The organism is Brevibacillus sp. DP1.3A (genome assembly GCF_013284245.2).
GTDB lineage: Bacteria > Bacillota > Bacilli > Brevibacillales > Brevibacillaceae > Brevibacillus.
The window spans coordinates 3,889,285-3,910,087 of the sequence record NZ_CP085876.1 but is presented as its reverse complement, the minus strand read 5'-3'; the positions used below and the strand labels follow the sequence as shown (position 1 = coordinate 3,910,087).

The window sequence follows — 20,803 nt, the reverse complement described above, 5'->3', positions numbered from 1 at the left end:
ATTAGAACTGCCACTCCAATTGTCTGCCACCGATGAGATGGTAGTGCAGATGGAAGACGGTTTGTTGTCCGTGTTTACCAATGTTGGTTACGATACGGAAGCCATCCTCGTTCACGCCCATTGTTTCTGCTACTTTTTGCAGCGACAGATGGAGGTGACCGATCAGCTCCTTGTCCTCAGGCTCGATAGCTAGAACGGATTGAATATGCTTTTTCGGAATCATCAGGACGTGAACAGGGGCAACAGGATTAATGTCATGAAAAGCCAATACATGCTCGTCCTCATACACTTTTTTAGACGGAATGTCTCCGTTTACAATTTTGCAAAATAGGCAGTCCATAGGGCTATACATCCTTTCTAAAATGATAGATAAAGCCTACTTCGTCATGCGAGTAGGCTTTCCCTGTTTTTTACTCTGGAAAAGTCCGTTCCAAAAACTGAAGAACCTCACGCCAAGAGTGCTCAGATGCGTAGGCATTATTTTTGGGCGTACCACCATTGAGTTGTGTGCGGGTAGTCGGTATGTATGGAAAACGGATCCCATGACCTGTATCTGGATAACGCAAATGCACCACCTGATGAGCAAACTGATGATTCTTCAACCGCTCGACCATTTGCTCGCAATGCTCTGCTGCTGGCCACCAGTGATCGTCATCGGAAGAGAGGAAGAGGATCGGACCATTGATTTTTTCTACCGGAATTTCGGCATCTTCTAACCACTCACAAGCAGCCCATGCTTCGGCATGGATGTGATCGATACGTTGACCAGCGTCGAGCCGCACCTGCGAGACTTTTGTCTGCTCCTCTGTCCATGACACGAATGGAAGAGGCTCTCCTTGTAACGACCAAGAGGAATGTGGGGAGAACGTGTCTGAACCAGCAAATGCCTTATCCGTCCCGATCGTAACAGTAGAGCTGGGACTCGAAGCAATGACAGCATGTACATATTGATCGATCGATGCTGTGACTAATGCCAATTCTGCTCCTTTGGAACGTCCGAATAACGTAATTTTATCAGGATGTATGGAGGGCTGCTGCTGTAGCCAATGAATGGCGCGTTGAACATATTCGATCGGGATCTGGCGAATATCCTCAGGAAGATCATTGCATTGGAAGTAAGCGAGTGCAAGCGCTGGATAGCCGTGAGAGGCGAACAAAGCAGCGAATTGTGAGCAGGAGCCAATTCCACCTTCGCTTCCACCAAGTACGACAATGGCGGGTCTTTGCTCTGTGTGGGGGTTTGAAAAAAACAGACCGACTAGCCCATGGTCTGTCACTTTCTGTATCGATACGTCTCGGGAGACAAAAATACGTTTCACGACTGCTTTCGCTACGGGTTTATCGCAGACTTCTGCCGTTAATTCTATCTCGGTGGAGCGTGGGGTGAACTGAAAATTGTCCAGAGAATAAGCATGATAAAAACGCATGGTCTGTACATTCATAGACCAGAACAGCCCCATCGGATCAATTCCCTCATAGGTACCAAACAAGGGGGCTTGAGAAACCAAATCGACTGAGCCATTTGCGTCCGCTTGAAAGATGGCATGTGATGATGCAGTCAAATCTCCTCCCGGCAACCCATTTTTTAGAGTAGCATGAAGGGTGATTAATTGATTCGGGACAAACCCGCTGAGTGTAATATGGACGGGAACATCTATCAAGGCTGTAGCAGGCGTAACTTCAATTTGTGGAAGCATCATTTTTGTCAACACTCCTTCCAGATTACGGGAACACTTGACACAGTCATTATAGTAGAATGAATAAAAGTTCGACGTGACGAAATGTGACGGTATGGTTAACTTGACTTCTCACACGGGGTGTAACTATAATCATTACAACGAAAGGGTGACTACGTATGAAAATCAGCAGCCGTTTCTCCATTGCGGTCCACATCTTATCACTGCTTTCCATTGATTCTAATTCGCATTGCACTTCCGAATGGATCGCAGGTAGTGTGAATACGAATCCGGTCGTGATCCGACGTGTGCTGGGGCTGTTGAAGAAGGCTGGGCTCGTGAACGTACGTGCCGGAGCTGGCGGCGCTTCTCTCGCCAAGGAACTGGATCAAATCACGCTTCTAGAGATTTACCGTGCAGTCGATGTCGTGGAAGAAGGGCAACTTTTTCACATCCATGAGCAACCGAATCCCGATTGTCCAGTGGGAGCGAATATACAATTTGTGCTAGAGTTGATTTTGACCCGTGCGCAGCATGCCATGGAGGAGATTTTGGGCGGAGTGAAAATGTCCGAGCTCGTAGATAACCTACGTCAAAAAATAACCGAAAAAGCGCAGTAAGAACAAAAATGCCCTTGCGTAAGCGAGGGCATTTTTGCGAGGAAGGAGTGCCAGCAACAATGCTTGCACAGCTCATCCGGATGGGCGGGCTATTTTCTTCTCCTTCCAGCTGTCTTTCTTTAATTGTGGCCTCATGAGAAAAAATCCTAACACGATTGCGATAGCGAAGAAGATGGCAAAGAATCGGAAACCGTTGTTCGTTGCATAGATCAAGTCACTCTTCGATTGAGCGAGCTCTCCAGCTCCCGTTTCGGAAAATAGCGGCAAGACGGCTGAAGACTTGACGCTTAGTTGTACGACTACCAATGAAAGAGCTTGACTTATTGCTCGACACATTTCGTAGACGGTCCAGAACATGCCTGAAGCGGAGCCAGCGCGCTCTTGCGGAGCGGCAGATAGGACTGCTTTCGCGAGCGACGGCCAGGACAGACCAGTGGCGGCGGATATGATAAGAAGCGGGATAATCACAGCCATGCTCGATAACTGAGAACCAAGTTGTCCAAGTAGCAGTAGGGCTAAGCCTATTAGAAATGATCCTAACAGAATCATGCGCACGGGGCCAAAACGGTCGGCAAGTTTACCGCCAAAGGGGGCCGTGAAGAGTTGCGGAATGGATAAGGGGATCAATAACAATCCCGCTTCCAAAGGGCTTAAGCGATGTGCCCCTTGCAGATATAGCATCAGGAGAATGGTGACGGCGAAGTAACCAATGCAATAACTCATCGTAATTCCAAGACCAATCGAATAGTTTCGATAGGTGAAAAGGCTTAGAGGAAAAAGTGGATGCCGGACACGTAGCTCGATGAGTACAAATGCTATCCAAAAAAGTAGAGCGGTTGCAAAGAGGCTAAGTGTAAGTACAGATGTCCAACCCCAAGACTGCCCCTCAGATAGTGCGACAAGCAGAGCGACTAACCCTGGTCCAAAGGTCAAAATGCCCGGCCAGTCAGTCTTGCCCTTTTCGATTGGCGGCGTGTTTTTGAGAACTAGGAGGCCAGCGATCAAGCCAATGACTCCAACGGGGACAGCTACAAAAAAGATGGATCGCCATCCGAAACCACCGATAAGCGCGCCTCCGATCACCGGACCGATGAGTGATCCAGTTACCCATGATAGGTTGTTAATCCCGAGAGCAATTCCGAGCTGATTGGGTGGGAATGTCCGTATGAGGATTGGTGTTGCTGATGCCATTGCCATTGCAGCACCAGTCCCCTGAAGGAGTCGTGCACCGATCAGTGTTGCGCCTGAGTTCGCAAAACCGCAAAGCGCAGTGGAAATCGTGAACAAGGCGAGCCCCCATAAAAAAATGCGCTTGGTACCGAGCATATCCGACCAACGCCCAGCTGGAAGCAAAAATAATGTGCTCATGATGTAGAAAGCGGTAATCGTCCACATACCAATGTTGATCGGAATGCGCAAATCTTCCATGATAGCAGGAAGACCGATAACCACAATCGTCGCGTCTAAGTTGGTAATGAACGAAACAAGCGTGACCACAGATAAAACAGCCCATTTATTCGATTGTACGGGTGTCAATTTGTACACTCCTTTGCTTATTCATCCATGATCCATTTGCCGGATTTTTCTCGAATCCGAGTCAAATGGGGCGGGTGTTTCTTTTTCATGATGAAGCAGCCAGCGTTTACGTGAAAGTCCTCCCCCGTACCCACCCAAATCACCATTGGAGTTGATGACACGGTGACAAGGGATGACAATCGCTAACTGATTCGCACCATTTGCTTGAGCGACAGCACGAAAGGCGCTTGGTTTCCCCATAGCTGCTGCAACATCGGAATAGGATGAAGTTTGACCGGGGGGGATCGTTTGTAAATGCTCCCAGACCATTCTTTGAAAAGGCGATCCGCCCAAGAACAAAGGCGTTGCAAATTCTGTTATCTTTCCGTCAAAATACGCCTCTAACTCACGTTCAATTGAACGGATTGGCGCTGTGGAACCAGGGATAATCGCTGACTTCGTTCTTTGTCTAAGACGTTCAACTTCTCGTTCCAAGCCGCGGCGATCAATGAATTCAAGTAGATATAGCATTTCTTCATCTGCGATAGCTATCATGGGACCGAGTCGCGTATCCAGCCACGATGCCTTTAAGACATGATGATTTCCAAGAAGAGTAGGGGCTGCCCCCATAATTCGTGAAAATGCGTCTCGAAAACCACTGCTGGACTCGTACCCGGTGGATAGTTGGGCATCGATGATTGCTTTTCCTTCTCTGATTTCTTTTAGCGCAATCCCCATCCGTCGCGCCCTTGCATATTCGACGAACGTCATGCCAAAGCGCTTTTTGAATTGGCGGCGCGCTGTTGCAGCGTCCACGGATAATCTTTGAAAGTCTTTTTCCGTCCAGCGCTGCTCGGGGTTTTCTTCTACAGCGTTTACTAGCAGACGCACAAGTTCTGAAACATGATTGGGATGTGAAAGCGGACGGCAGCGCTGGCAGGGCCGGAATGAGGCCAGAAGTGCTTGTTTGGCATGATCAAAAAACTCACAATTAACAAACTTAGGCTTTCTTGCTGGACATGTCGGGCGACAGAATACGCCGGTTGTCTTGACTCCAACAAAAAAGACACCTTCGTATTCCGAATTTTTATCCAGTAACGCCTGATAATACTCGGACTTCATCTCGGCCGTTATCATTCGTTTCCCCCTCCATTTTTATGTTTTCATTTTATCGCTCACCAAAAATGGCTGCAGCCGAAAATCGTACATTGATTTTTTTCTCGTTCCTTCACTATAAAATAACGAGGGCGAAGGGTGGGCTGGATTTAAGCTGGAATTAGCCTGAAAATATAGATATAATAAACGTATTCAGAAATATGCGATAAACCGACAATGGCGTCGGTTGCGTATGGAAATGATGAGTAGTTGGCACGTCCGTTCACTGGTGATCGGGAGGTGGAGTATTGCGTCAGCATTATCGAGTCATCATCATAGACGACGACCCCATAACGCGTATGGACCTGGTCGAGATGTTGCAAGAGCAGGGATATAACGTCGTAGCTGAAGGAAAAAACGGCAAAGAGGCCGTTCGATTGACGCAAATGTGGAATCCGCATCTCATTATTATGGATGTTAAAATGCCAATTATGGACGGTTTGACAGCGACTGGGATTATCCGAGAGCATTCGGACGCGGCTATCCTTCTCTTGACTGCATACAGTCAAAAGGACATGGTCATGCAAGCCAAAGCGAAAGGGATATGTGCCTATCTGGTCAAACCCGTCATGGAAGAAGAACTGCTACCGGCAGTGGAGTTCGTGCTTACGGGTAAACAATGAACGCAAAAAAGTGAATCGTATGAAGAGCAACGGCGCTTGGACCAAGGCGAGCATTTCGTCTTATGTTTCGAAGCGCTTTTTTACGTTCCATGAGATAGAGTTTACGGAAAGTTCAAAAGAAAGTGAGTGAAGCTAGAGATGAAATTGGCTTGCGTTGTACGTAAACAACATTACCAGTTTACTTCGGTTCGTGATGTATTGGCTAAAGCGAGTGAAGAAAAGTCTGGCGATCACATGAGTAAACTAGCTGCCAATTCCGCACTGGAGCGGATGGCGGCGAAAGTCGTATTAAGCGAAATGCAACTTCGTGATATATATGAAAATCCAGTCATTCCGTACGAAAAAGACGAAGTGACTCGGATCATTTATGATGATATCAATCTCTCTATTTACGATGAGATTAAAAATTGGACGGTAGGGGAGCTACGGGAGTACATCTTGTCGTTTTCCACAGGAATGCCAGAACTCACAAGAATTAGCCGTGGACTTACTAGCGAGATGATTTCCGCTACGGCCAAGCTGATGTCCAGCATTGATCTAGTCATGGCTTCACAAAAAATGAAGCATCAAGCGTACTGCAACACACTGATTGGTGAGCCGGGAAGACTGGCGTTCCGTTGCCAGCCGAATCACCCCATCGATGATCCCGATGGCATTTTGGCCTCAATGAAGGAAGGCTTGTCATATGGATCAGGCGACGCTGTCATTGGAATTAACCCCAATAATGACTCCGTTGAAAGCGTTACCAAGCTCTTGAAAATGACACATGATTTCATGCAAAAGTGGGAAATCCCTACGCAAAACTGCGTACTGGCCCACATCACGACACAGATGCAGGCTCTTCGCGGCGGAGCGCCCATTTCTCTGATGTTCCAAAGTCTGGCAGGTTCACAACGAGCGAATGATGCGTTTGGCGTGAACAAGGAGATTTTGGATGAGGCAATGGATTTGATGCTTCGAAAAGGCACAGCGTCGGGACCAAACGTCATGTATTTTGAGACAGGACAAGGCTCTGAAGTGTCGCTGGACTCTCATGAAGGCGTCGATATGCAGACGCTGGAAGCACGTACGTACGGTTTTTGCCGTCACTGGAAGCCGTTCATGGTCAATAACGTCTCTGGCTTTATCGGACCAGAAACCCTTTATGATGGCAGACAGATGATTCGGGCCGATCTGGAGGACTTGTTCATGGGCAAGCTGCATGGTTTGCCGATGGGGATCGCTCCGACTTACACGAATCACATGTATGCGGATCAGAATGACCAAGAGATTGCGGGGATGCTGACGACCTTGGCAGGGGCGAATTTTTATATGGGCGTACCAGGTGGGGACGATGTTATGCTCAGTTACCAAGACACGAGCTACCACGATGACGCCAGCTACCGCGAGCTCTTGGGACTGCGACCTCTCCGGGAATTCGAGAAATGGTTGGAAAAAATGGGCATTATGGAAAATGGTCGTTTGACAGAGCGTGCAGGCGATTTAACCATTTTTGACTAACGAGTGGGGAGGGAAGCAAGATGAAACAGATCAATATGGACGATTTGGTCCAGCGCGTAATGGATGAGCTGTCCAAAATAGGGCAGGGCGTGATTGATTTTCCTGAGCAAAAGCAATGCGGGGTAAAGAACCCTAACAATCCAGAAGCATTGGAGCAAGCGATGAAGCGAACGCCGGCTCGTATCGGAATCGGACGGGCGGGTACCCGAATGAAGACGGGTAGCTATCTGCAATTTCGCATAGATCAGGCAGCGGCTCGCGATGCGGTCATGAAAACAATCAGTCCGGAACTGATCGAGAGCTTGCAGCTTCCTGTTCTCCATTCAAGAGCGACGAGCATGGAGGAGTATTTAATGAACCTCGACTCGGGCCGGATGTTATCGGATGAATCCGCTCGTTGGCTGGAGCAGAATGGAGATAAAGGAAAAGACGTTCAAATCGTCATCTCGGACGGACTCAGCACCTCGGCGTGTGAGGCGACGATTCCAGACTTGCTGCCTGCGTTAATCCAAGGTCTTTCCATGAGAAACATCAGTGTAGGAAAGCCAGTGTTCATTAACAAAGGTCGCGTCTGGATTCAAGATCAGGTCGCGTCTATCGTAAAATGCAAGGTCGTCATTTCCTTGATCGGGGAAAGACCGGGGCTTGCAACGGCAGAAAGTCTCAGTGCTTACATGATTTACAAACCGGATGCCAATACGGTAGAATCAGATCGTACGGTTATTTCTAATATTCATAAGGGTGGCACGCTACCAATTGAGGCAGGTGCGTACCTTGCAGAGCTTTTGGAGGAAATTTTGAAGTACCAGGCGAGCGGTGTAAAATTATCACAGCTTCGGGCGAATAACGGGTAGATTCCCACTGGCGCTTCCTCCTGTCTTGCACTAGAATACATAGAAGATAACCAATTTCTATGAGGAGTTGCTACGCATGACGGAGCCAAACCAAAACGAAAAAGAAACCACTGAGCAAAAGCCTGGGAAGATCAGCCTGCAAGAGGCGATGAAGCGCAAAATGGCGGAGAAAAAACAAGCGCAAGCACAAGCCAATAATCCATTGAATCAAAAGGCGCAAAATCAGAGCATGAAAAGCCAGCTCACCAAAAAACCAAACAATCAACGCAGACGTATGGGCGTATAGTTTCGAATGAGCAAGGCAAAAAGGGAATGTGCAGCAACTTTAGGCTGCAGATTCCTTTTTTGTATGATCATTCATACGGAATGATCTTCAAATTTTTAAAAGTTATCGATAAACCAACTAAGCTAGTGAGAAGAAAAAGCACAGGGCTCGTAGACCTTGACAACGCCTACCCAGTCGGAACTCCAAAAAGGGGACCTCGCTCGTCGAACACTTCTCCTTTGAGAAACTTCCGCCCGTAGGGTGGCTTTGGCTCGACGGTCCCCTTTTTGAAGTGGAGACGAGCAGTCAATCCCCCCTGCTGGCGTGTCAGAGTCGAAGAGAACTGTGCTTTTTCTTCTCCTCCACTATGTTGCCTAAAAAGAAAAGTGAGGGCGATCATGAAGGTAGAACGGCTACTCGCTATTGTTATCATGCTGTTGAATAAGCGCCGTGTGAGCGCTCGTGAACTATCCGACCACTTCGAAGTATCCTTGCGTACGGTCTATCGGGATTTAGAAACGATTAACGCAGCCGGAATTCCGATCGTAGCGTACCCTGGGGCAAGCGGTGGATACGAGATCATGGAGAATTTTACGATCGATCGGCAATACTTATCCTTGGACGAGCTGGTTGCGGTTATTGCTGCGCTAAAAGGGGTTCATTCCTCCACAGACGATAAGCAAATCGGACAGCTTCTCGAAAAAATAAAAGCGTTGCTCACCACTGCACCATCCTCTCTGCAAGGAAGTGCACATCCCGTTGTTTATGACTTTAATCCGTGGGGCAGTACACCCGCGATCGCCGAAAAAGTAAACAAGCTGCGGGAAGCCATCGAGAAGAGGCTTCGTGTGCGGATCACCTATACGAAAATACAAGGCGATGCGACAGAGCGCACCATTGAGCCTATAACACTGATTATCAAGGGGTATGTGTGGTACGTGTATGGCTTTTGTTTACAGCGCCAGGAGGATCGTCTGTTTCGCTTGTCACGGATTGCAGACATGTCTGTACTGACAGAGGAGTTTTCTCCTCGCCCGTATCAGGTAGAGAAACTGGAATGGCTCGAAGAATGGGATACAGCGGAGCGCATTTTTCTTGTTCTCGAATTTGCGCCGCGTGTACATGTAAGGGTACGAGATATGTTTGCGCCAGAAGAGATAGAGACCATGCAGGATGGATCGTTGCTGGTACGAACGAAGATGACAGACGATGAGTGGTTAACTGGTATGCTGCTTAGCTTTGGTGATGCCTTGTGTGTACATGAGCCTGCATATGTGAGGCAGAGAATTGGGGATACGATAAAAAAAATGGCGAAACTTTATGAATAAACGTTGGAATGTTGACAGATAGTTGTCAGGGTACGGTCGTTATACTAAGTCATGTAAACAAACTCTTACAGGGGCGTGGTTAATGATGAACCCAACGATTGTCAAACTGGATGAAATGCGTGTAGCAGGCTTGCAAATTCGTACAACCAATGAGGCGGAATGCGGACCGAATGCGAAAATTGGGGAGCTGTGGCAGCGCTATTATCAAGAAGAGCGTCCCTTCAAAACTCCCCATCAAAAAGAGCCGGGTGTTGTTCTGGGTGTGTATTCCGACTACGATAGTGACGAGACAGGCGAGTACTCTTTGTTAGTAGGAACCGTTGTAGAAAAGAAAGGTGAGCTTCCTTCTGAACTCACGGTCAAGACTCTGCCGGCTTCTACCTATGCCGTATTTACGACTCGTGTAGGCCCGATGGTAGAGGTTGTGATGGAAGCATGGGCAAAGGTGTGGGAGTGGTCCCATCAACCGGGGAACCAGCGGACGTTTACCGGAGATTTCGAGCGATATGACGGAGTGCGCTGCGCTGATCCCAACAACGCACAAGTGGATTTGTACATCGCGATTTCAGAAGAATAATGATGCAGGAAATCATACAAGCAGTCGTAGTCGATCAGGCTACGGCTGTTTTGCTTTTTTCCATGATTTCTTCACAAGTTTCGTTTACTCTAGAGAGAGAAGTGGCAGAGGGGAGTCATACAGACGGATGGATTGGATAACGAATATAGAAGCTCTGGCAGAGTGGATTCGCTCTTTGGGGATGCTGGGGATTATCGGTAGTATTTTATTGAACATCGTGATCAGTGTGGCAGGTGTATTGCCGTCCATTTTTTTATCGGGTGCGAATGCGGTCGTGTTTGGCTTGTACGGAGGGTTCTTGATTTCTTTGACGGGAGAGGTGGTTGGTGCTTGCATTGCCTTCTTCCTTTACCGCTTCACGATCAAAAAAGCAGATCGGCGCGAAAAGCTGAAATCATTCAAATGGGTACATGCCATCAATGGAACGACGAGTTTTCGCAAATGTCTGGCCATCGTTTTGCTCCGGTTAAATCCGATGATGCCTTCCGGTGTGATCAATTTAGGTGCGGCTTTGACGAATATCACCTTCGTGCAATTTTTAGTAGCGACCTTGATTGGAAAAGTGCCGTCGATGGTTTTTGAAACATTCGTCGGTCATGATCTGATTACTTTTAGTGAAAACAAGTTTCGCTTGCTCTTTGCCTTATTGGCAGGTGCTCTCGTCTTTTTGCTTTTCTGGAAAAAAGGAAAGGATCAAACACAAGAGGAGTAGGGAGGATTCACATGTCTACCATTTTGCTAGTCGATGATGAGCCGCAAATCTTAGAAATATTGTCCTCCTATCTGCAAAAGGAAGGCTATCATGTTCTGACCGCCCAAACAGGCAAGGAAGCAGTGGAAATGGCCACGACAATTTCATTGACCTGTATCATTTTGGACCTGATGCTTCCTGATCTGAGCGGGGAAGAAGTCTGCGTCCAAATTCGCAAAGAGTCTCGTGTCCCGATTTTGATGCTAACGGCGAAAAGTGGAGAGGCGGATCGGATTCGTGGGCTTACGATAGGCGCTGATGATTATTTGATCAAGCCCTTTAGCCCGAGAGAACTCGTAGCACGTGTTCGGGCCGTCATGCGTCGTGCGGGCGATTATTCAACACTCTCCGATTTCATCGAGGTGGGAGACTTGACGATCTCGATGAATGAGAAGAGAGTCACGAAAAATGGAGTCGCTTTGGAGGTTACGCCAAATGAATACCGCTTGCTCACAACGCTTGTCCGTTATCCGGGGAGAACGTGGGGCAGGGAGGAGCTCGTGCGTGAGGTCATGGGCTTTGATTTCGAAGGATACGACCGAACCATTGATACGCATATCAAAAATCTTCGCCAAAAGATAGAGGTAGACCCGAAGCAACCGGAGTATATCAAGACGGTGTATGGATTGGGCTATCGCTTTGACGATCCCATGAAGAAGTGAGGCCAAGATGAAGCATATTTGGGTAAAGCTCGCCTTTGTGATCATGACAGTCGGCGCATGCGCTGTTCTTTTTTCCTCGTTGTTGTCCGTAAAGGAAATGGATGTTCATTTTTCCATGTATGCCAATGAAGTGAGAAATCAGCATAACCAAGAAATATCGCGTGTCGCACTCCAGGCGTATCAGGACAATCAAGGCTGGGGAGCGGAAGCCTATCATAAACTTGAAGCGGTTTCTGAGGTCTTGGGATTGCACATCACACTCCTCGATCAACAGCGACAAGTGAAAAACGAGTGGGGGAAGTGGCCGGTCCATACGAGCAATTACAGTGTAGACAAGATTCCCCTTGTCAGTAAGGGGGTCATGATCGGGCAACTGGTGATTAGTCACGATGACCGGAGTGCGTATATGACCTTGGAAAGTCATTTCCAATGGGCGCATAAAAACACGACGTTGTGGACGATGGTTGTGCTGCTCATCCTAGTCATTATCATCAGCATACCGCTCGCCCGGACCATGGTGCGTCCAGTCGTACAAGTGAGCACCGCAGCGCAACGTGTCGCGCGAGGCGATCTGTCCATACGTGTACCGGAGCCTAGTGGCAAGGATGAAGTTACGTCATTGGTCGCTGCTTTTAACAACCTGGTCCAAAGTCTTGAGCATCAGGAGGAGCTGCGCAAGCGACTGACCTCCGATATTGCCCATGAATTGCGAACACCATTAAACACCTTACTTGCCCAAGTAGAGGGGATGATTGACGGCATATGGGAAGCAACTCCCAAAAATCTCGAAAGCACAAGGTCTGAGGTACTGCGTTTGAGCCGTCTCGTCCGCGATTTAGATCAGGTGATTCAGGTGGAGTCGGGTTCCTTGCAAATGCGCAGTGAAGAAGTGGAACTGCGTGAGGTTGTCAAAGAAGTCACCGAGTCAATGAGTGCTACGTTTGCCCGTGCGCAAGTGAATTTTTACTTCAAAGGAGATCACGCTGCCTGGATCATAGGGGACAGGCAGAGACTGGCGCAAATCGTGGCCAATTTGTTGACGAATGCCTGCAAGCATACGCCAGCCGGAGGAGAAGTCGTAGTCACGGTAGACAAAACGAGTACGATGGTCCGTTTGCAAGTGAAGGACAGCGGCACGGGCATCGATCAAAAGGACCTCCCGTACGTCTTTGAGCGTTTTTATCGGGGAGATCGCTCGCGAGCAAGGGAACGTGGTGGAGCAGGATTAGGGTTGACGATTGTGAAAGGGATAGTGGAGGCACACAAGGGAATCATCACGTTGGAAAGCAGAGTGGGTGAGGGAACGACCATCACGATTTTGTTTCCGCCACAAGCCCATGAAGCCGAATAGTAAGCCGAAGGCGTATCGTTCTCGCTGCACATCGTTTATGATAGAAAGAGAATTTGAATATTCGATACAAAGAGGGAGAGCACATGTTTGATTGGACTACCATGGGAGCATTTTTGGCTGTTGTGATCGGCCTCTTTTTAATTCCGGGACCCGCTGTCCTGTTAACTGCGACGCGTACCGTACAGGGAGGCCGTAAAGCTGGGATCATGGCGGGGCTGGGCATTGCCACAGGCGACTTCATTCATACGATTTTTGCTGCGGTCGGTTTATCCGCGATTTTGATGACATCTGCATGGGCATTCAATCTCGTAAAATTTGTGGGAGCCGCTTACTTGGTCTATTTAGGGGTTCGGGCCATGCTTGAAAAACCGGTTGACCCAGAGCTGCCAAAAGTAACACCGTTGCCACCGCTGCAATCGTATGGGCAAGCCATCCTCGCAGAAGTTCTGAATCCGAAGACGGCGCTGTTCTTTCTAGCGTTTCTGCCGCAATTCGTACATCCGGAGCGTGGGGGAGCCATTTTCCAATTCCTTGTCTTAGGACTGATTTTCGCCATTCTGGGGTTCTTTTACACCGCGTTGATTGCGATCAGTATCAGACCATTGGGGCATCTGGTGAAACGAATTTCCTGGCTGGGCCGCTGGAGTGGCAAGATCGTAGGTTCTGTTTACATCTTATTAGGATTAAAAGTAGCGCTGCAAGAGAGATAAGGTAATGAGTCGGGGAGACAGTCTTCCCGGCTTTTTTTATTGCTTGGTTACTGATGTAAGGTACTTTTTAGTGCCTATGATACTCGAAAGTACGTACTTCCTATCAAGTGAGGCATGAGACATAATAGCATTCAGAACCAACATATTCGCCAATCATGATAAGTAAGGGCCCTGCTTTGTGAATGGCAAGAAAAATTAAGGGAGGATACAACTCAGATGAGCACGATTACATCCAATGTGAAGCAGCAAGCAACTGGTGCGAAAAACTCCACTCTTGCTTTACTTGCTCTCGCAATCAGCGCATTTGGTATCGGGACTACTGAATTTGTTATCGTCGGTTTGTTGTCTACAGTCGCACAGGATTTGAAAGTAACCATCACCTTAGCAGGACTTCTTATTTCTGGATATGCATTAGGGGTAGCAATTGGAGCACCGATTATTACTGCACTTACAAGTCGAATTCCACGCAAAATGCTACTCATGCTTTTGATGATTGTCTTTGTTGTCGGAAACAGTGCGGCAGCCTTGTCGAGTAGTTTTACACTTTTAATCATTGCCCGTTTCTTTACCGCGTTTTCTCATGGGGTATTTTTCTCCATCGGTTCGACGATTGCAGCCGATCTGGTGCCAGAAAACAAGCGTGCCAGTGCGATTGCGACGATGTTTACGGGTCTGACTGTTGCAACCGTTACAGGCGTACCTTTGGGAACGTTTATTGGACAAATGTTTGGTTGGAGAGCGACTTTTTGGGGAGTTACCATTCTTGGAGTGATTGCACTTATCTCGACAGCGATTCTGGTACCAAGCAATTTGAAAAAATCTAAGCCTGCTTCTATTAGAGACCAAGTGAAAATAATCACAAATTTGCCACTGTTGCTTGTCTTTGCGATTACAGCACTTGGCTACGGTGGTACCTTCGTAACCTTTACGTTCTTAGGTCCGATTCTGGAAGAAATCACAGGTTATAAGGCGAGTGCGGTCAGTCTGATTCTTCTCGTCTATGGGATTGCGGTAGCGATTGGAAATACGGTCGGAGGAAAAGCGGCTGACAAGAATCCGTTAAAAGCGCTGCGCTGGATGTTTATCATTCAGGCGATCATTCTGATCATCTTGACATTTACTGCTCCTTTCAAATGGGTGGGAACCCTGACGATTATGCTGATGGGCCTCTTGGCTTTTATGAACGTACCGGGCTTACAGGTATATGTCGTGCAATTGGCTGAAAAATACGTGCCAAGTGCTGTTGATGTAGCATCTGCCATTAACATTGCGGCATTCAATCTCGGCATTGCGATTGGAGCCTTCGTGGGAGGAATCATCGTCGATACCATTGGACTGATTCATACACCATGGGTCGGAGGAGTGATGGTGTTAGGTGCAGCATTACTCACGGTGATCAGCAGCAAGCTGGAAAAAGCTCGTCGTTAATCGTACAAAGACGACGGATGGATGAAAGCATGTGTCCGCCGTTAGTTTCCAAATACATCAGGTGAGGAGAGAGCATCGATGAGCAAATTCAACGGTCATTATGGTTTTCAGCGCATGTTCAAAGAAGGAAAGATGACCTTGGGATTTCACATTCCGCTGGAGGCATACGAATGGGAAGCACCGACAATGGAGCGCCAGGTTGAACTCGTCCAAGCGGCAGAAGACTATGGCTTTACCGGAATCTGGCTGCGGGATGTCATTTTGCAGGACCCCGCTTTTGGTGACCCTGCAACCGGGCAAATTTATGACATGATGATTTATTTAACCTATTTGGCTGCGCAAACCAAAAAAATCGCTTTTGGTACCTCGAGTATCGTGCTTCCACTGCGGCATCCGCTGCGCGTGGCAAAAGAGACAGCGACCATTGAAAATTTGTTTCCCCAACGTTTGATGATGGGTATTTCTTCTGGGGACAGACGGGCTGATTTTCATGGGTTGAATGTGCCACATGAACAGCGTGCGGAGCTGTTTCGCGATGGCTACGACTACTTGCAGAAGGTCATGGCAGAGGATTTCCCAAAAATCAACTCCCCATACGGCATGATTGATGGAGCGAATCTGGTGCCAAAATCAACCGCGCCCATTCCTACCTTTATCACGGGGTATAGTCAACAAACGATGGACTGGTTTGCGCAAAACGGAGATGGCTGGATTTATTACCCGCGTGATCCATTCAATCAAGCAAATGCCATCCAAGAATGGAGAGAGCTGGTCCAGATATATCATCCAGGTGTATTCAAGCCGTTTATTCAGCCTCTTCACTTGGATCTTGCGGAAAATCCAGATGAGTCGGTCACGCCGATTCGATTAGGGTACCGAGTCGGTAGAAAAATGCTTTTAGAACTGCTGGCCATGTATCAAGAGGTCGGCGTGAATCATTTGTTCTTCGCCCTGTTCCCTAGCAAGCGTCCCATTGACGAGGTCATCGATGAGCTTGGGCAAGAGGTGTTGCCTTATTTCCCGGCCCATATCGATTCACCGGAGCGAGTTTGACTACAGCTTCATATGAGGAGGGGAGGACATGGAAAAATACAATATCCCTGTAGAGGCAACATTGGAGGTCATTGGAGGGAAATGGAAAGTGGTGATCCTCTGCTTGTTGGCAAAAGGGACGAAGCGGACAAGCGAACTGAAACGATCAATGCCTGCCATCACGCAAAAAATGTTAACGCAGCAACTGCGCGAATTGGAAGCGGACAACATCATCACCCGCAATGTGTATCAGCAGGTTCCCCCACGCGTCGAGTATGACTTGACAGAGTACGGCAAGACACTGTCGAAGGTCCTGGATGTCATGTGTGAATGGGGAGAGAGTCACATCGAAACCCAATTGCGAAAAATAGTCGAATGAAAAGGGGAAGTTCGATGAGAGGAATTGGCATTAAGCAATACGGCGACATCCAACAGTTAACAGAAATTGAACTGCCAACAAAGCCAATCGGGTCGGACGATTTGCTCGTTGAAATAAAAGCGAGCGGGGTAAATCCCGTGGATTGGAAGGTACGGGAAGGACTGTTGCAAGCAGATTTTCCTTTTGAACTGCCACTTATTTTAGGATGGGATGCAGCGGGCACAGTAACAGCTGTCGGTACGAATGTGCAGGATTTTCAAATCGGAGATGATGTCTTCTTTCGTCCAGAACTGGAAAGAGAAGGGACATACGCAGATGAAATTGTCGTTCCGGCGAAAATCGTAGCCCCGATACCACGTGGTTTGTCGTATGCTGAAGCGGCTTCGCTTCCGCTGGTCGGATTAACGGTTTGGCAGGCATTGGTGGAGGTTGGGAAGGTACAAGCAGGAGATAAAGTCCTGGTGTTGGGGGGAAGCGGCGGGATTGGTTCCATGGCGATCCAGCTAGCAAAAGCGCTAGGTGCCTATGTGGCGACGAAAACCAGCTCCAAAAACAGCGATTATGTCCGTGAGCTGGGAGCAGATGAAGTCATCGTATATGATAAGGGATCACTTCATACCTCTACAGAATTTACATTCATGCTGGACACGCTGGGTGGAGTAGCATACGGAGAAGCTATAAAATTTATGAAACAGCAAGGAAGAGTGGCAACCATTATCAGCGAGCGTGATGCCAAAAAACCTTCGTTCGCTGATGCGGTTGAGAAAGAACGAGAGCTGGATGTTACTTTTGTGTTTACGCGTCCAGATGGGGTAAACATGAATCATATCCGTGAGCTAGTAGAAGCCAAACACGTAAAGCCTTTCTTGACAAAGGTATATCCATTGACTATTGAAGGGGTTCGAGATGCGCATCTCTTTAGTCAAACGGGTAGAGTGCGTGGCAAGATTGTGTTCGTCCATTCATGAGGGGGAGACAGAGCACGAGTAAGTTGCACGAATGTAACAGCGGCGGGCTAGGATTAGATTTTTCAACCGAGCCCGCTGCTGTTTTCATGAAAAAGCCAGCTTGACGTTGTAGATCGCCTTCGCTGGTAACCGCCAGCTTCACCTCTTGCGAATCACGGCTCCCTGCAGGACAAAGGTAATTCCTAAGATTCCTACGATAGCAAGCAGGCGAATGAAACCGTTGGAGACAAAAAGATTGACACAGATCAGCCCAATAATGATCAGAACAAGCAAGATCACCGTTTTCCCCGACATGTACGTGTTCCCCTTTCCCCAAACAAAATGAGTGGTCTCGTCAAATCGGAATATGCGGGTTGTTCCATGGCGTATGTAATTTGACTTCATGGTTGTCAGAATCTTCTGTTCATCCTTTGGATACGTACTATTGTAGCGAATTCAATCGTGGAAGAAAAGGCGGGATAACGTGAAAAAACTCCCTTTTGTCATCGCCAGGTGTTCCCCTGTACGCATGAGAGGGAGTTTTTGCTTTGTGATCGTGCTACTCTCGTTACTTCGTCGCTAGCTGACGCTCCGGTGTCTGCTGTTTCAACGACTGTCCGGTTAATTGTGATCGTTTGGATCGAATCATGATGGCAGTAATCAGCAGCGCAATACCATTGATGATAAAGACGAAGCGAATCGGGATAAGTCCCCCGAGAAAGCCGCCAATGATTGGCCCCATCATCGTCGCGAGCTGCGTCGAGGATTGGTTCAAGCTAAACGCTCTGCCGCGAAATTCTGGTTCCGTGACTTTTACAATCATGGCGTTGATCGACGGATAAACAGCGGCAAAAAACAGTCCGTACGCAAATCGCAAAATGCCAAATCCATACAGATTGGTGAAGAAAAATTGTAGTAAATTTCCGATCGCTCCACCCATTAAGCCGATGAACAAGATTTTGGAATAACCGACCTTTGTCCCGAGCTTTCCCCACTGTGGAGCAGCAATGACCGTCGCGATACCTACTGCCGCAAAAATGATGCCGGAGCTGAGGGAAGCGTCTTGCTGCGAAGCGCCCAATTGCATGACATACACGGTTAATAAAGGTTCAAGAAGCATAACGGAAATCGTGACCATCAGGCTCATACCCAGAATGGACATCAACGGGCGGTTTGCCAGCGCAGCGCGCAAATCTTCGCGTACACTCGAGCGGCTGCCGGAGCGGTTCAAGTTTGTTTCCTTCACAAAGAAAGTGGCGATCAGCGCTGCTACGAGCACGACAAATCCTGAAAAAATGAAAGCTTCCGCGTTTCCCCATACATGACTGACGACACCGCCAACCAACGGACCGATGATTCCTCCTGTTGCACCCGAAGTCGCCATAATCCCCAGTGCGTACCCGACGTTTTTTTCTGGTGTATTCGTCGCTACCAGTGCAATGGCGGCAGGTACGTAGCCGGCTAGCAACCCCTGGAAGATCCGTAACACAAGAAACAAATAAGGGTCTGTAATCAAATAAGTCAAAAAGTACAACAAAGCGAGGCTAAATCCAGACCGGATCAACATAGGTTTTCGTCCATATTTGTCCGCAAGAGAGCCCCAAAATGGCGAGATGAGCGCACTTGCTAAAAACGTGATGCCAAACGAAATGCCGGACCAGGCTTCCAGATGCTCATTGACCCCCAGTGAAGTATGGAGGAAGATGGGCAGGAAAGGGATGGAGATGGAGTAGGCGGTGCTACAGAAAAATACCCCAATCCATAACACAATCAAATTACGTTTCCATGAAAATTCCATCTTTCTGTCACAACCTTTGCAGTTAAAAAGCAGGAATATTGTTACTGATCATTCTAGCACTGCAATTTACTGCTGACCAATTCGGAAATATGATCGGACTATTGCAAAAAAGAAATAAGAGGAAGCCTTGACTTCATTCGGACTAAAGAAAATCCCCTAACGACAAGAGACGAAGATCTTGTATCCGTTAGGGGATTTCCATGTAAAAGGCAAAAAGATATACGACTTTCCGACCAAAAGTGCAGGGGGGAATTGAGTGGGTCAGTGAAACAAGTTATGATGAAAATAAGTCTGAAATTTCCGAAAATAAATGCATCTTAACTTTTATGATGAAGGGTGGATACGACGATGGCCAAGGATTGGAAGAATGCAAAGCAAGGACAAGAGAAGCATGAAGAACTGCTAGTGAAACCGTCCGTAACCAGACGAAAATTCCTCCAAAAAACAGCCATGCTAGGATTGGCAGCAGCTGTACCTGCTTCTCTTCTGACGCTTGGAACTGCAATTGGACAGGAGTCAGCTGGAGAAGCAGGAAGCTTGTCAAAGAACGGTTCACCCCGAATGCCAAAGCTCGCAAGTGGTACAATCGTCGATGTTCCTGGGGTCAAAGTCGGACAAGTCCAAAATGAGGAAGCCTTGACTGGCTGTACAGCCATTGTGCTGGAAAAAGGATCAGCATGCGGGGTAGATGTACGAGGTTCTGCACCTGGGACGCGAGAAACGGATTTGTTGAATCCGATCAATTCTGTCCAGGAGGTCAATGCTATCGTTTTAACAGGGGGCAGTGCCTATGGCTTGGATGCGGCAAGTGGTGTCATGCGTTATATGGAAGAACAGGGCCAAGGCTACAATGTCGGGGTGGGCGTCGTCCCCATCATTCCAGCTGCGGTTATTTTTGATTTATCAATTGGCAGTGCCAAAATCCGTCCGGATCAACAAATGGGCTACGAGGCTGCGCGACTTGCCAGCAAACTGCCAGTCCAGCAAGGAAATGTCGGGGCGGGGACGGGTGCGACAGTTGGAAAAATGGCAGGGATGAAGCGAGCGATGAAGGGTGGGCTTGGAACAGCATCTCGCCGCCTGCCAAATGGTCTCGTCGTAGGTGCAATCGTAGCGGTGAATGCCGTCGGAGAAGTGCGGTTACCCTCCACAGGAGAAATTTTGGCAGGAGCGAGGGGAGAGGATGGCAATATCCGCGATAGCCTGTCCTGGATGATCGATGCGGCAACTCCCCCGGTTCCAGCAGGGACGAACACTACCATCGCAGTGGTTGCGAGCAACGCGAATTTGAATAAAGTACAGGCGAATAAAGTCGCGCAAATGGCGCATAATGGACTCGCAAAGACGATTCATCCGGTTCACACGATGAGTGATGGAGACACGATTTTTGCCATTGCAACAGGGGGCGTGGATGCTTCGGTTAATCTCGTCGGGACGCTGAGTGTAGAAGTGCTGGCGGAAGCGGTCGTCAATGCGATCCTTTCTGCCAAAGGGGCGGGTGGGGTGCCTGCTTATCAAGATTTACGCTGAGTGAAATTCCGGTTCGAGCCTCTCATTCCTTGATGGATAAGGAGGTTCGAACCGTTTTTTTTCTGCCAATGTGCTCCGCGAAGAAAAAAATTCCAATAAATC

Annotated in this window: 23 protein-coding genes; 17 read left to right on the top strand and 6 right to left on the bottom strand. The window is 48.2% G+C overall.

Going from position 1 to position 20,803, the window contains the following annotated elements:
- Position 1 precedes the first annotated feature (1 nt).
- Together HP399_RS17600 and HP399_RS17595 are read right to left on the bottom strand one after the other, a co-directional pair.
- Positions 2-340, bottom strand: coding sequence for a histidine triad nucleotide-binding protein (locus HP399_RS17600; protein ID WP_007727375.1), 339 nt, complete (start codon positions 338-340; stop codon positions 2-4).
- Positions 341-410: 70 nt separating this feature from the next.
- Positions 411-1,700, bottom strand: a complete 1,290-nt coding sequence (locus HP399_RS17595; protein ID WP_173617817.1) for an acyl-CoA thioesterase/bile acid-CoA:amino acid N-acyltransferase family protein — start codon at positions 1,698-1,700, stop codon at positions 411-413.
- A gap of 155 nt (positions 1,701-1,855) precedes the next feature.
- On the opposite strand from HP399_RS17595, the gene HP399_RS17590 reads away from it, so the two are divergent.
- Positions 1,856-2,296 (top strand): Rrf2 family transcriptional regulator, encoded by a 441-nt coding sequence (locus HP399_RS17590; protein ID WP_012686286.1) that lies wholly within the window; start codon positions 1,856-1,858, stop codon positions 2,294-2,296.
- 72 nt (positions 2,297-2,368) lie between these two features.
- Here the strand turns inward: HP399_RS17590 and HP399_RS17585 are convergent, their stop codons facing one another.
- A complete protein-coding gene (locus tag HP399_RS17585; protein ID WP_228088279.1) occupies positions 2,369-3,841 on the bottom strand; it encodes an MFS transporter in 1,473 nt (490 codons plus the stop codon).
- 12 nt (positions 3,842-3,853) lie between these two features.
- Complete coding sequence (locus tag HP399_RS17580) at positions 3,854-4,948, bottom strand: bifunctional transcriptional activator/DNA repair enzyme AdaA (protein ID WP_173617815.1); 1,095 nt, start codon at positions 4,946-4,948, stop codon at positions 3,854-3,856.
- Between the two features lie 266 nt (positions 4,949-5,214).
- Between HP399_RS17580 and HP399_RS17575 the strand changes: the two genes are divergently transcribed.
- The 15 genes from HP399_RS17575 to HP399_RS17505 all read left to right on the top strand — a co-directional run bounded on the left by HP399_RS17575 (position 5,215) and on the right by HP399_RS17505 (position 17,394).
- Positions 5,215-5,589: a response regulator gene (locus HP399_RS17575; protein ID WP_007727358.1), complete on the top strand. Its 375-nt coding sequence runs from the start codon at positions 5,215-5,217 to the stop codon at positions 5,587-5,589.
- Positions 5,590-5,727: 138 nt separating this feature from the next.
- A complete protein-coding gene (locus tag HP399_RS17570; RefSeq protein WP_047069121.1) occupies positions 5,728-7,089 on the top strand; it encodes an ethanolamine ammonia-lyase subunit EutB in 1,362 nt (453 codons plus the stop codon).
- 20 nt (positions 7,090-7,109) lie between these two features.
- Positions 7,110-7,943 carry an ethanolamine ammonia-lyase subunit EutC gene (eutC, locus tag HP399_RS17565; RefSeq protein WP_173617814.1) on the top strand — a complete coding sequence of 278 codons (834 nt, stop codon included), beginning with the start codon at positions 7,110-7,112 and terminating at the stop codon, positions 7,941-7,943.
- 76 nt (positions 7,944-8,019) lie between these two features.
- Positions 8,020-8,229 (top strand): hypothetical protein, encoded by a 210-nt coding sequence (locus HP399_RS17560; RefSeq protein WP_007727355.1) that lies wholly within the window; start codon positions 8,020-8,022, stop codon positions 8,227-8,229.
- A 377-nt stretch (positions 8,230-8,606) separates the two neighbouring features.
- On the top strand, positions 8,607-9,536 hold the full coding sequence (locus HP399_RS17555; RefSeq protein WP_173617813.1) for a helix-turn-helix transcriptional regulator: 930 nt from the start codon (positions 8,607-8,609) through the stop codon (positions 9,534-9,536).
- A gap of 82 nt (positions 9,537-9,618) precedes the next feature.
- Positions 9,619-10,113, top strand: coding sequence for a GyrI-like domain-containing protein (locus tag HP399_RS17550; protein WP_173617812.1), 495 nt, complete (start codon positions 9,619-9,621; stop codon positions 10,111-10,113).
- Positions 10,113-10,253, top strand: a complete 141-nt coding sequence (locus HP399_RS17545) for a hypothetical protein (protein ID WP_173617811.1) — start codon at positions 10,113-10,115, stop codon at positions 10,251-10,253. The genes HP399_RS17550 and HP399_RS17545 overlap by 1 nt, the downstream gene beginning before the upstream one ends.
- Positions 10,241-10,825: a TVP38/TMEM64 family protein gene (locus HP399_RS17540; protein WP_173617810.1), complete on the top strand. Its 585-nt coding sequence runs from the start codon at positions 10,241-10,243 to the stop codon at positions 10,823-10,825. Before HP399_RS17545 ends, HP399_RS17540 begins: the two co-directional genes overlap by 13 nt.
- A gap of 11 nt (positions 10,826-10,836) precedes the next feature.
- A complete protein-coding gene (locus HP399_RS17535; protein ID WP_007727348.1) occupies positions 10,837-11,526 on the top strand; it encodes a response regulator transcription factor in 690 nt (229 codons plus the stop codon).
- Between the two features lie 7 nt (positions 11,527-11,533).
- Positions 11,534-12,877 carry a sensor histidine kinase gene (locus HP399_RS17530; RefSeq protein WP_173617809.1) on the top strand — a complete coding sequence of 448 codons (1,344 nt, stop codon included), beginning with the start codon at positions 11,534-11,536 and terminating at the stop codon, positions 12,875-12,877.
- An 83-nt stretch (positions 12,878-12,960) separates the two neighbouring features.
- Positions 12,961-13,587 (top strand): LysE family translocator, encoded by a 627-nt coding sequence (locus HP399_RS17525; protein ID WP_111914513.1) that lies wholly within the window; start codon positions 12,961-12,963, stop codon positions 13,585-13,587.
- 216 nt (positions 13,588-13,803) lie between these two features.
- Positions 13,804-15,015 (top strand): MFS transporter, encoded by a 1,212-nt coding sequence (locus tag HP399_RS17520; RefSeq protein WP_173617808.1) that lies wholly within the window; start codon positions 13,804-13,806, stop codon positions 15,013-15,015.
- Between the two features lie 78 nt (positions 15,016-15,093).
- Positions 15,094-16,068 (top strand): LLM class oxidoreductase, encoded by a 975-nt coding sequence (locus HP399_RS17515; protein WP_173617807.1) that lies wholly within the window; start codon positions 15,094-15,096, stop codon positions 16,066-16,068.
- 28 nt (positions 16,069-16,096) lie between these two features.
- The gene (locus tag HP399_RS17510) at positions 16,097-16,426 is read left to right on the top strand and encodes a winged helix-turn-helix transcriptional regulator (protein WP_173617806.1); all 330 of its coding nucleotides are present in this window, start codon (positions 16,097-16,099) and stop codon (positions 16,424-16,426) included.
- A 14-nt stretch (positions 16,427-16,440) separates the two neighbouring features.
- Positions 16,441-17,394 carry an NADP-dependent oxidoreductase gene (locus HP399_RS17505; protein WP_173617805.1) on the top strand — a complete coding sequence of 318 codons (954 nt, stop codon included), beginning with the start codon at positions 16,441-16,443 and terminating at the stop codon, positions 17,392-17,394.
- Between the two features lie 138 nt (positions 17,395-17,532).
- Here HP399_RS17505 and HP399_RS17500 read toward each other — a convergent pair whose 3' ends face one another.
- Together HP399_RS17500 and HP399_RS17495 are read right to left on the bottom strand one after the other, a co-directional pair.
- Positions 17,533-17,688, bottom strand: coding sequence for a hypothetical protein (locus tag HP399_RS17500; RefSeq protein ID WP_173617804.1), 156 nt, complete (start codon positions 17,686-17,688; stop codon positions 17,533-17,535).
- 253 nt (positions 17,689-17,941) lie between these two features.
- The gene (locus tag HP399_RS17495) at positions 17,942-19,171 is read right to left on the bottom strand and encodes an MFS transporter (RefSeq protein WP_173617803.1); all 1,230 of its coding nucleotides are present in this window, start codon (positions 19,169-19,171) and stop codon (positions 17,942-17,944) included.
- A 348-nt stretch (positions 19,172-19,519) separates the two neighbouring features.
- On the opposite strand from HP399_RS17495, the gene HP399_RS17490 reads away from it, so the two are divergent.
- Positions 19,520-20,701 (top strand): P1 family peptidase, encoded by a 1,182-nt coding sequence (locus HP399_RS17490; protein WP_217367553.1) that lies wholly within the window; start codon positions 19,520-19,522, stop codon positions 20,699-20,701.
- The last annotated feature ends 102 nt before the right edge of the window (positions 20,702-20,803 follow it).

Bases quoted from the DNA above. Each gene is read 5' to 3' on its own strand.
- HP399_RS17570 (WP_047069121.1), top strand. From the start codon at position 5,728: ATGAAATTGGCTTGCGTTGTACGTAAACAACATTACCAGTTTACTTCG.
- HP399_RS17530 (WP_173617809.1), top strand. From the start codon at position 11,534: ATGAAGCATATTTGGGTAAAGCTCGCCTTTGTGATCATGACAGTCGGC.
- HP399_RS17595 (WP_173617817.1), bottom strand. From the start codon at position 1,700: ATGATGCTTCCACAAATTGAAGTTACGCCTGCTACAGCCTTGATAGAT.
- HP399_RS17500 (WP_173617804.1), bottom strand. From the start codon at position 17,688: ATGTCGGGGAAAACGGTGATCTTGCTTGTTCTGATCATTATTGGGCTG.
- HP399_RS17600 (WP_007727375.1), bottom strand. From the start codon at position 340: ATGGACTGCCTATTTTGCAAAATTGTAAACGGAGACATTCCGTCTAAA.
- HP399_RS17590 (WP_012686286.1), top strand. From the start codon at position 1,856: ATGAAAATCAGCAGCCGTTTCTCCATTGCGGTCCACATCTTATCACTG.
- HP399_RS17495 (WP_173617803.1), bottom strand. From the start codon at position 19,171: ATGGAATTTTCATGGAAACGTAATTTGATTGTGTTATGGATTGGGGTA.
- HP399_RS17580 (WP_173617815.1), bottom strand. From the start codon at position 4,948: ATGATAACGGCCGAGATGAAGTCCGAGTATTATCAGGCGTTACTGGAT.
- HP399_RS17555 (WP_173617813.1), top strand. From the start codon at position 8,607: ATGAAGGTAGAACGGCTACTCGCTATTGTTATCATGCTGTTGAATAAG.
- eutC (WP_173617814.1), top strand. From the start codon at position 7,110: ATGAAACAGATCAATATGGACGATTTGGTCCAGCGCGTAATGGATGAG.
- HP399_RS17490 (WP_217367553.1), top strand. From the start codon at position 19,520: ATGGCCAAGGATTGGAAGAATGCAAAGCAAGGACAAGAGAAGCATGAA.
- HP399_RS17505 (WP_173617805.1), top strand. From the start codon at position 16,441: ATGAGAGGAATTGGCATTAAGCAATACGGCGACATCCAACAGTTAACA.
- HP399_RS17525 (WP_111914513.1), top strand. From the start codon at position 12,961: ATGTTTGATTGGACTACCATGGGAGCATTTTTGGCTGTTGTGATCGGC.
- HP399_RS17535 (WP_007727348.1), top strand. From the start codon at position 10,837: ATGTCTACCATTTTGCTAGTCGATGATGAGCCGCAAATCTTAGAAATA.
- HP399_RS17520 (WP_173617808.1), top strand. From the start codon at position 13,804: ATGAGCACGATTACATCCAATGTGAAGCAGCAAGCAACTGGTGCGAAA.
- HP399_RS17510 (WP_173617806.1), top strand. From the start codon at position 16,097: ATGGAAAAATACAATATCCCTGTAGAGGCAACATTGGAGGTCATTGGA.
- HP399_RS17560 (WP_007727355.1), top strand. From the start codon at position 8,020: ATGACGGAGCCAAACCAAAACGAAAAAGAAACCACTGAGCAAAAGCCT.
- HP399_RS17545 (WP_173617811.1), top strand. From the start codon at position 10,113: ATGATGCAGGAAATCATACAAGCAGTCGTAGTCGATCAGGCTACGGCT.
- HP399_RS17540 (WP_173617810.1), top strand. From the start codon at position 10,241: ATGGATTGGATAACGAATATAGAAGCTCTGGCAGAGTGGATTCGCTCT.
- HP399_RS17515 (WP_173617807.1), top strand. From the start codon at position 15,094: ATGAGCAAATTCAACGGTCATTATGGTTTTCAGCGCATGTTCAAAGAA.
- HP399_RS17550 (WP_173617812.1), top strand. From the start codon at position 9,619: ATGATGAACCCAACGATTGTCAAACTGGATGAAATGCGTGTAGCAGGC.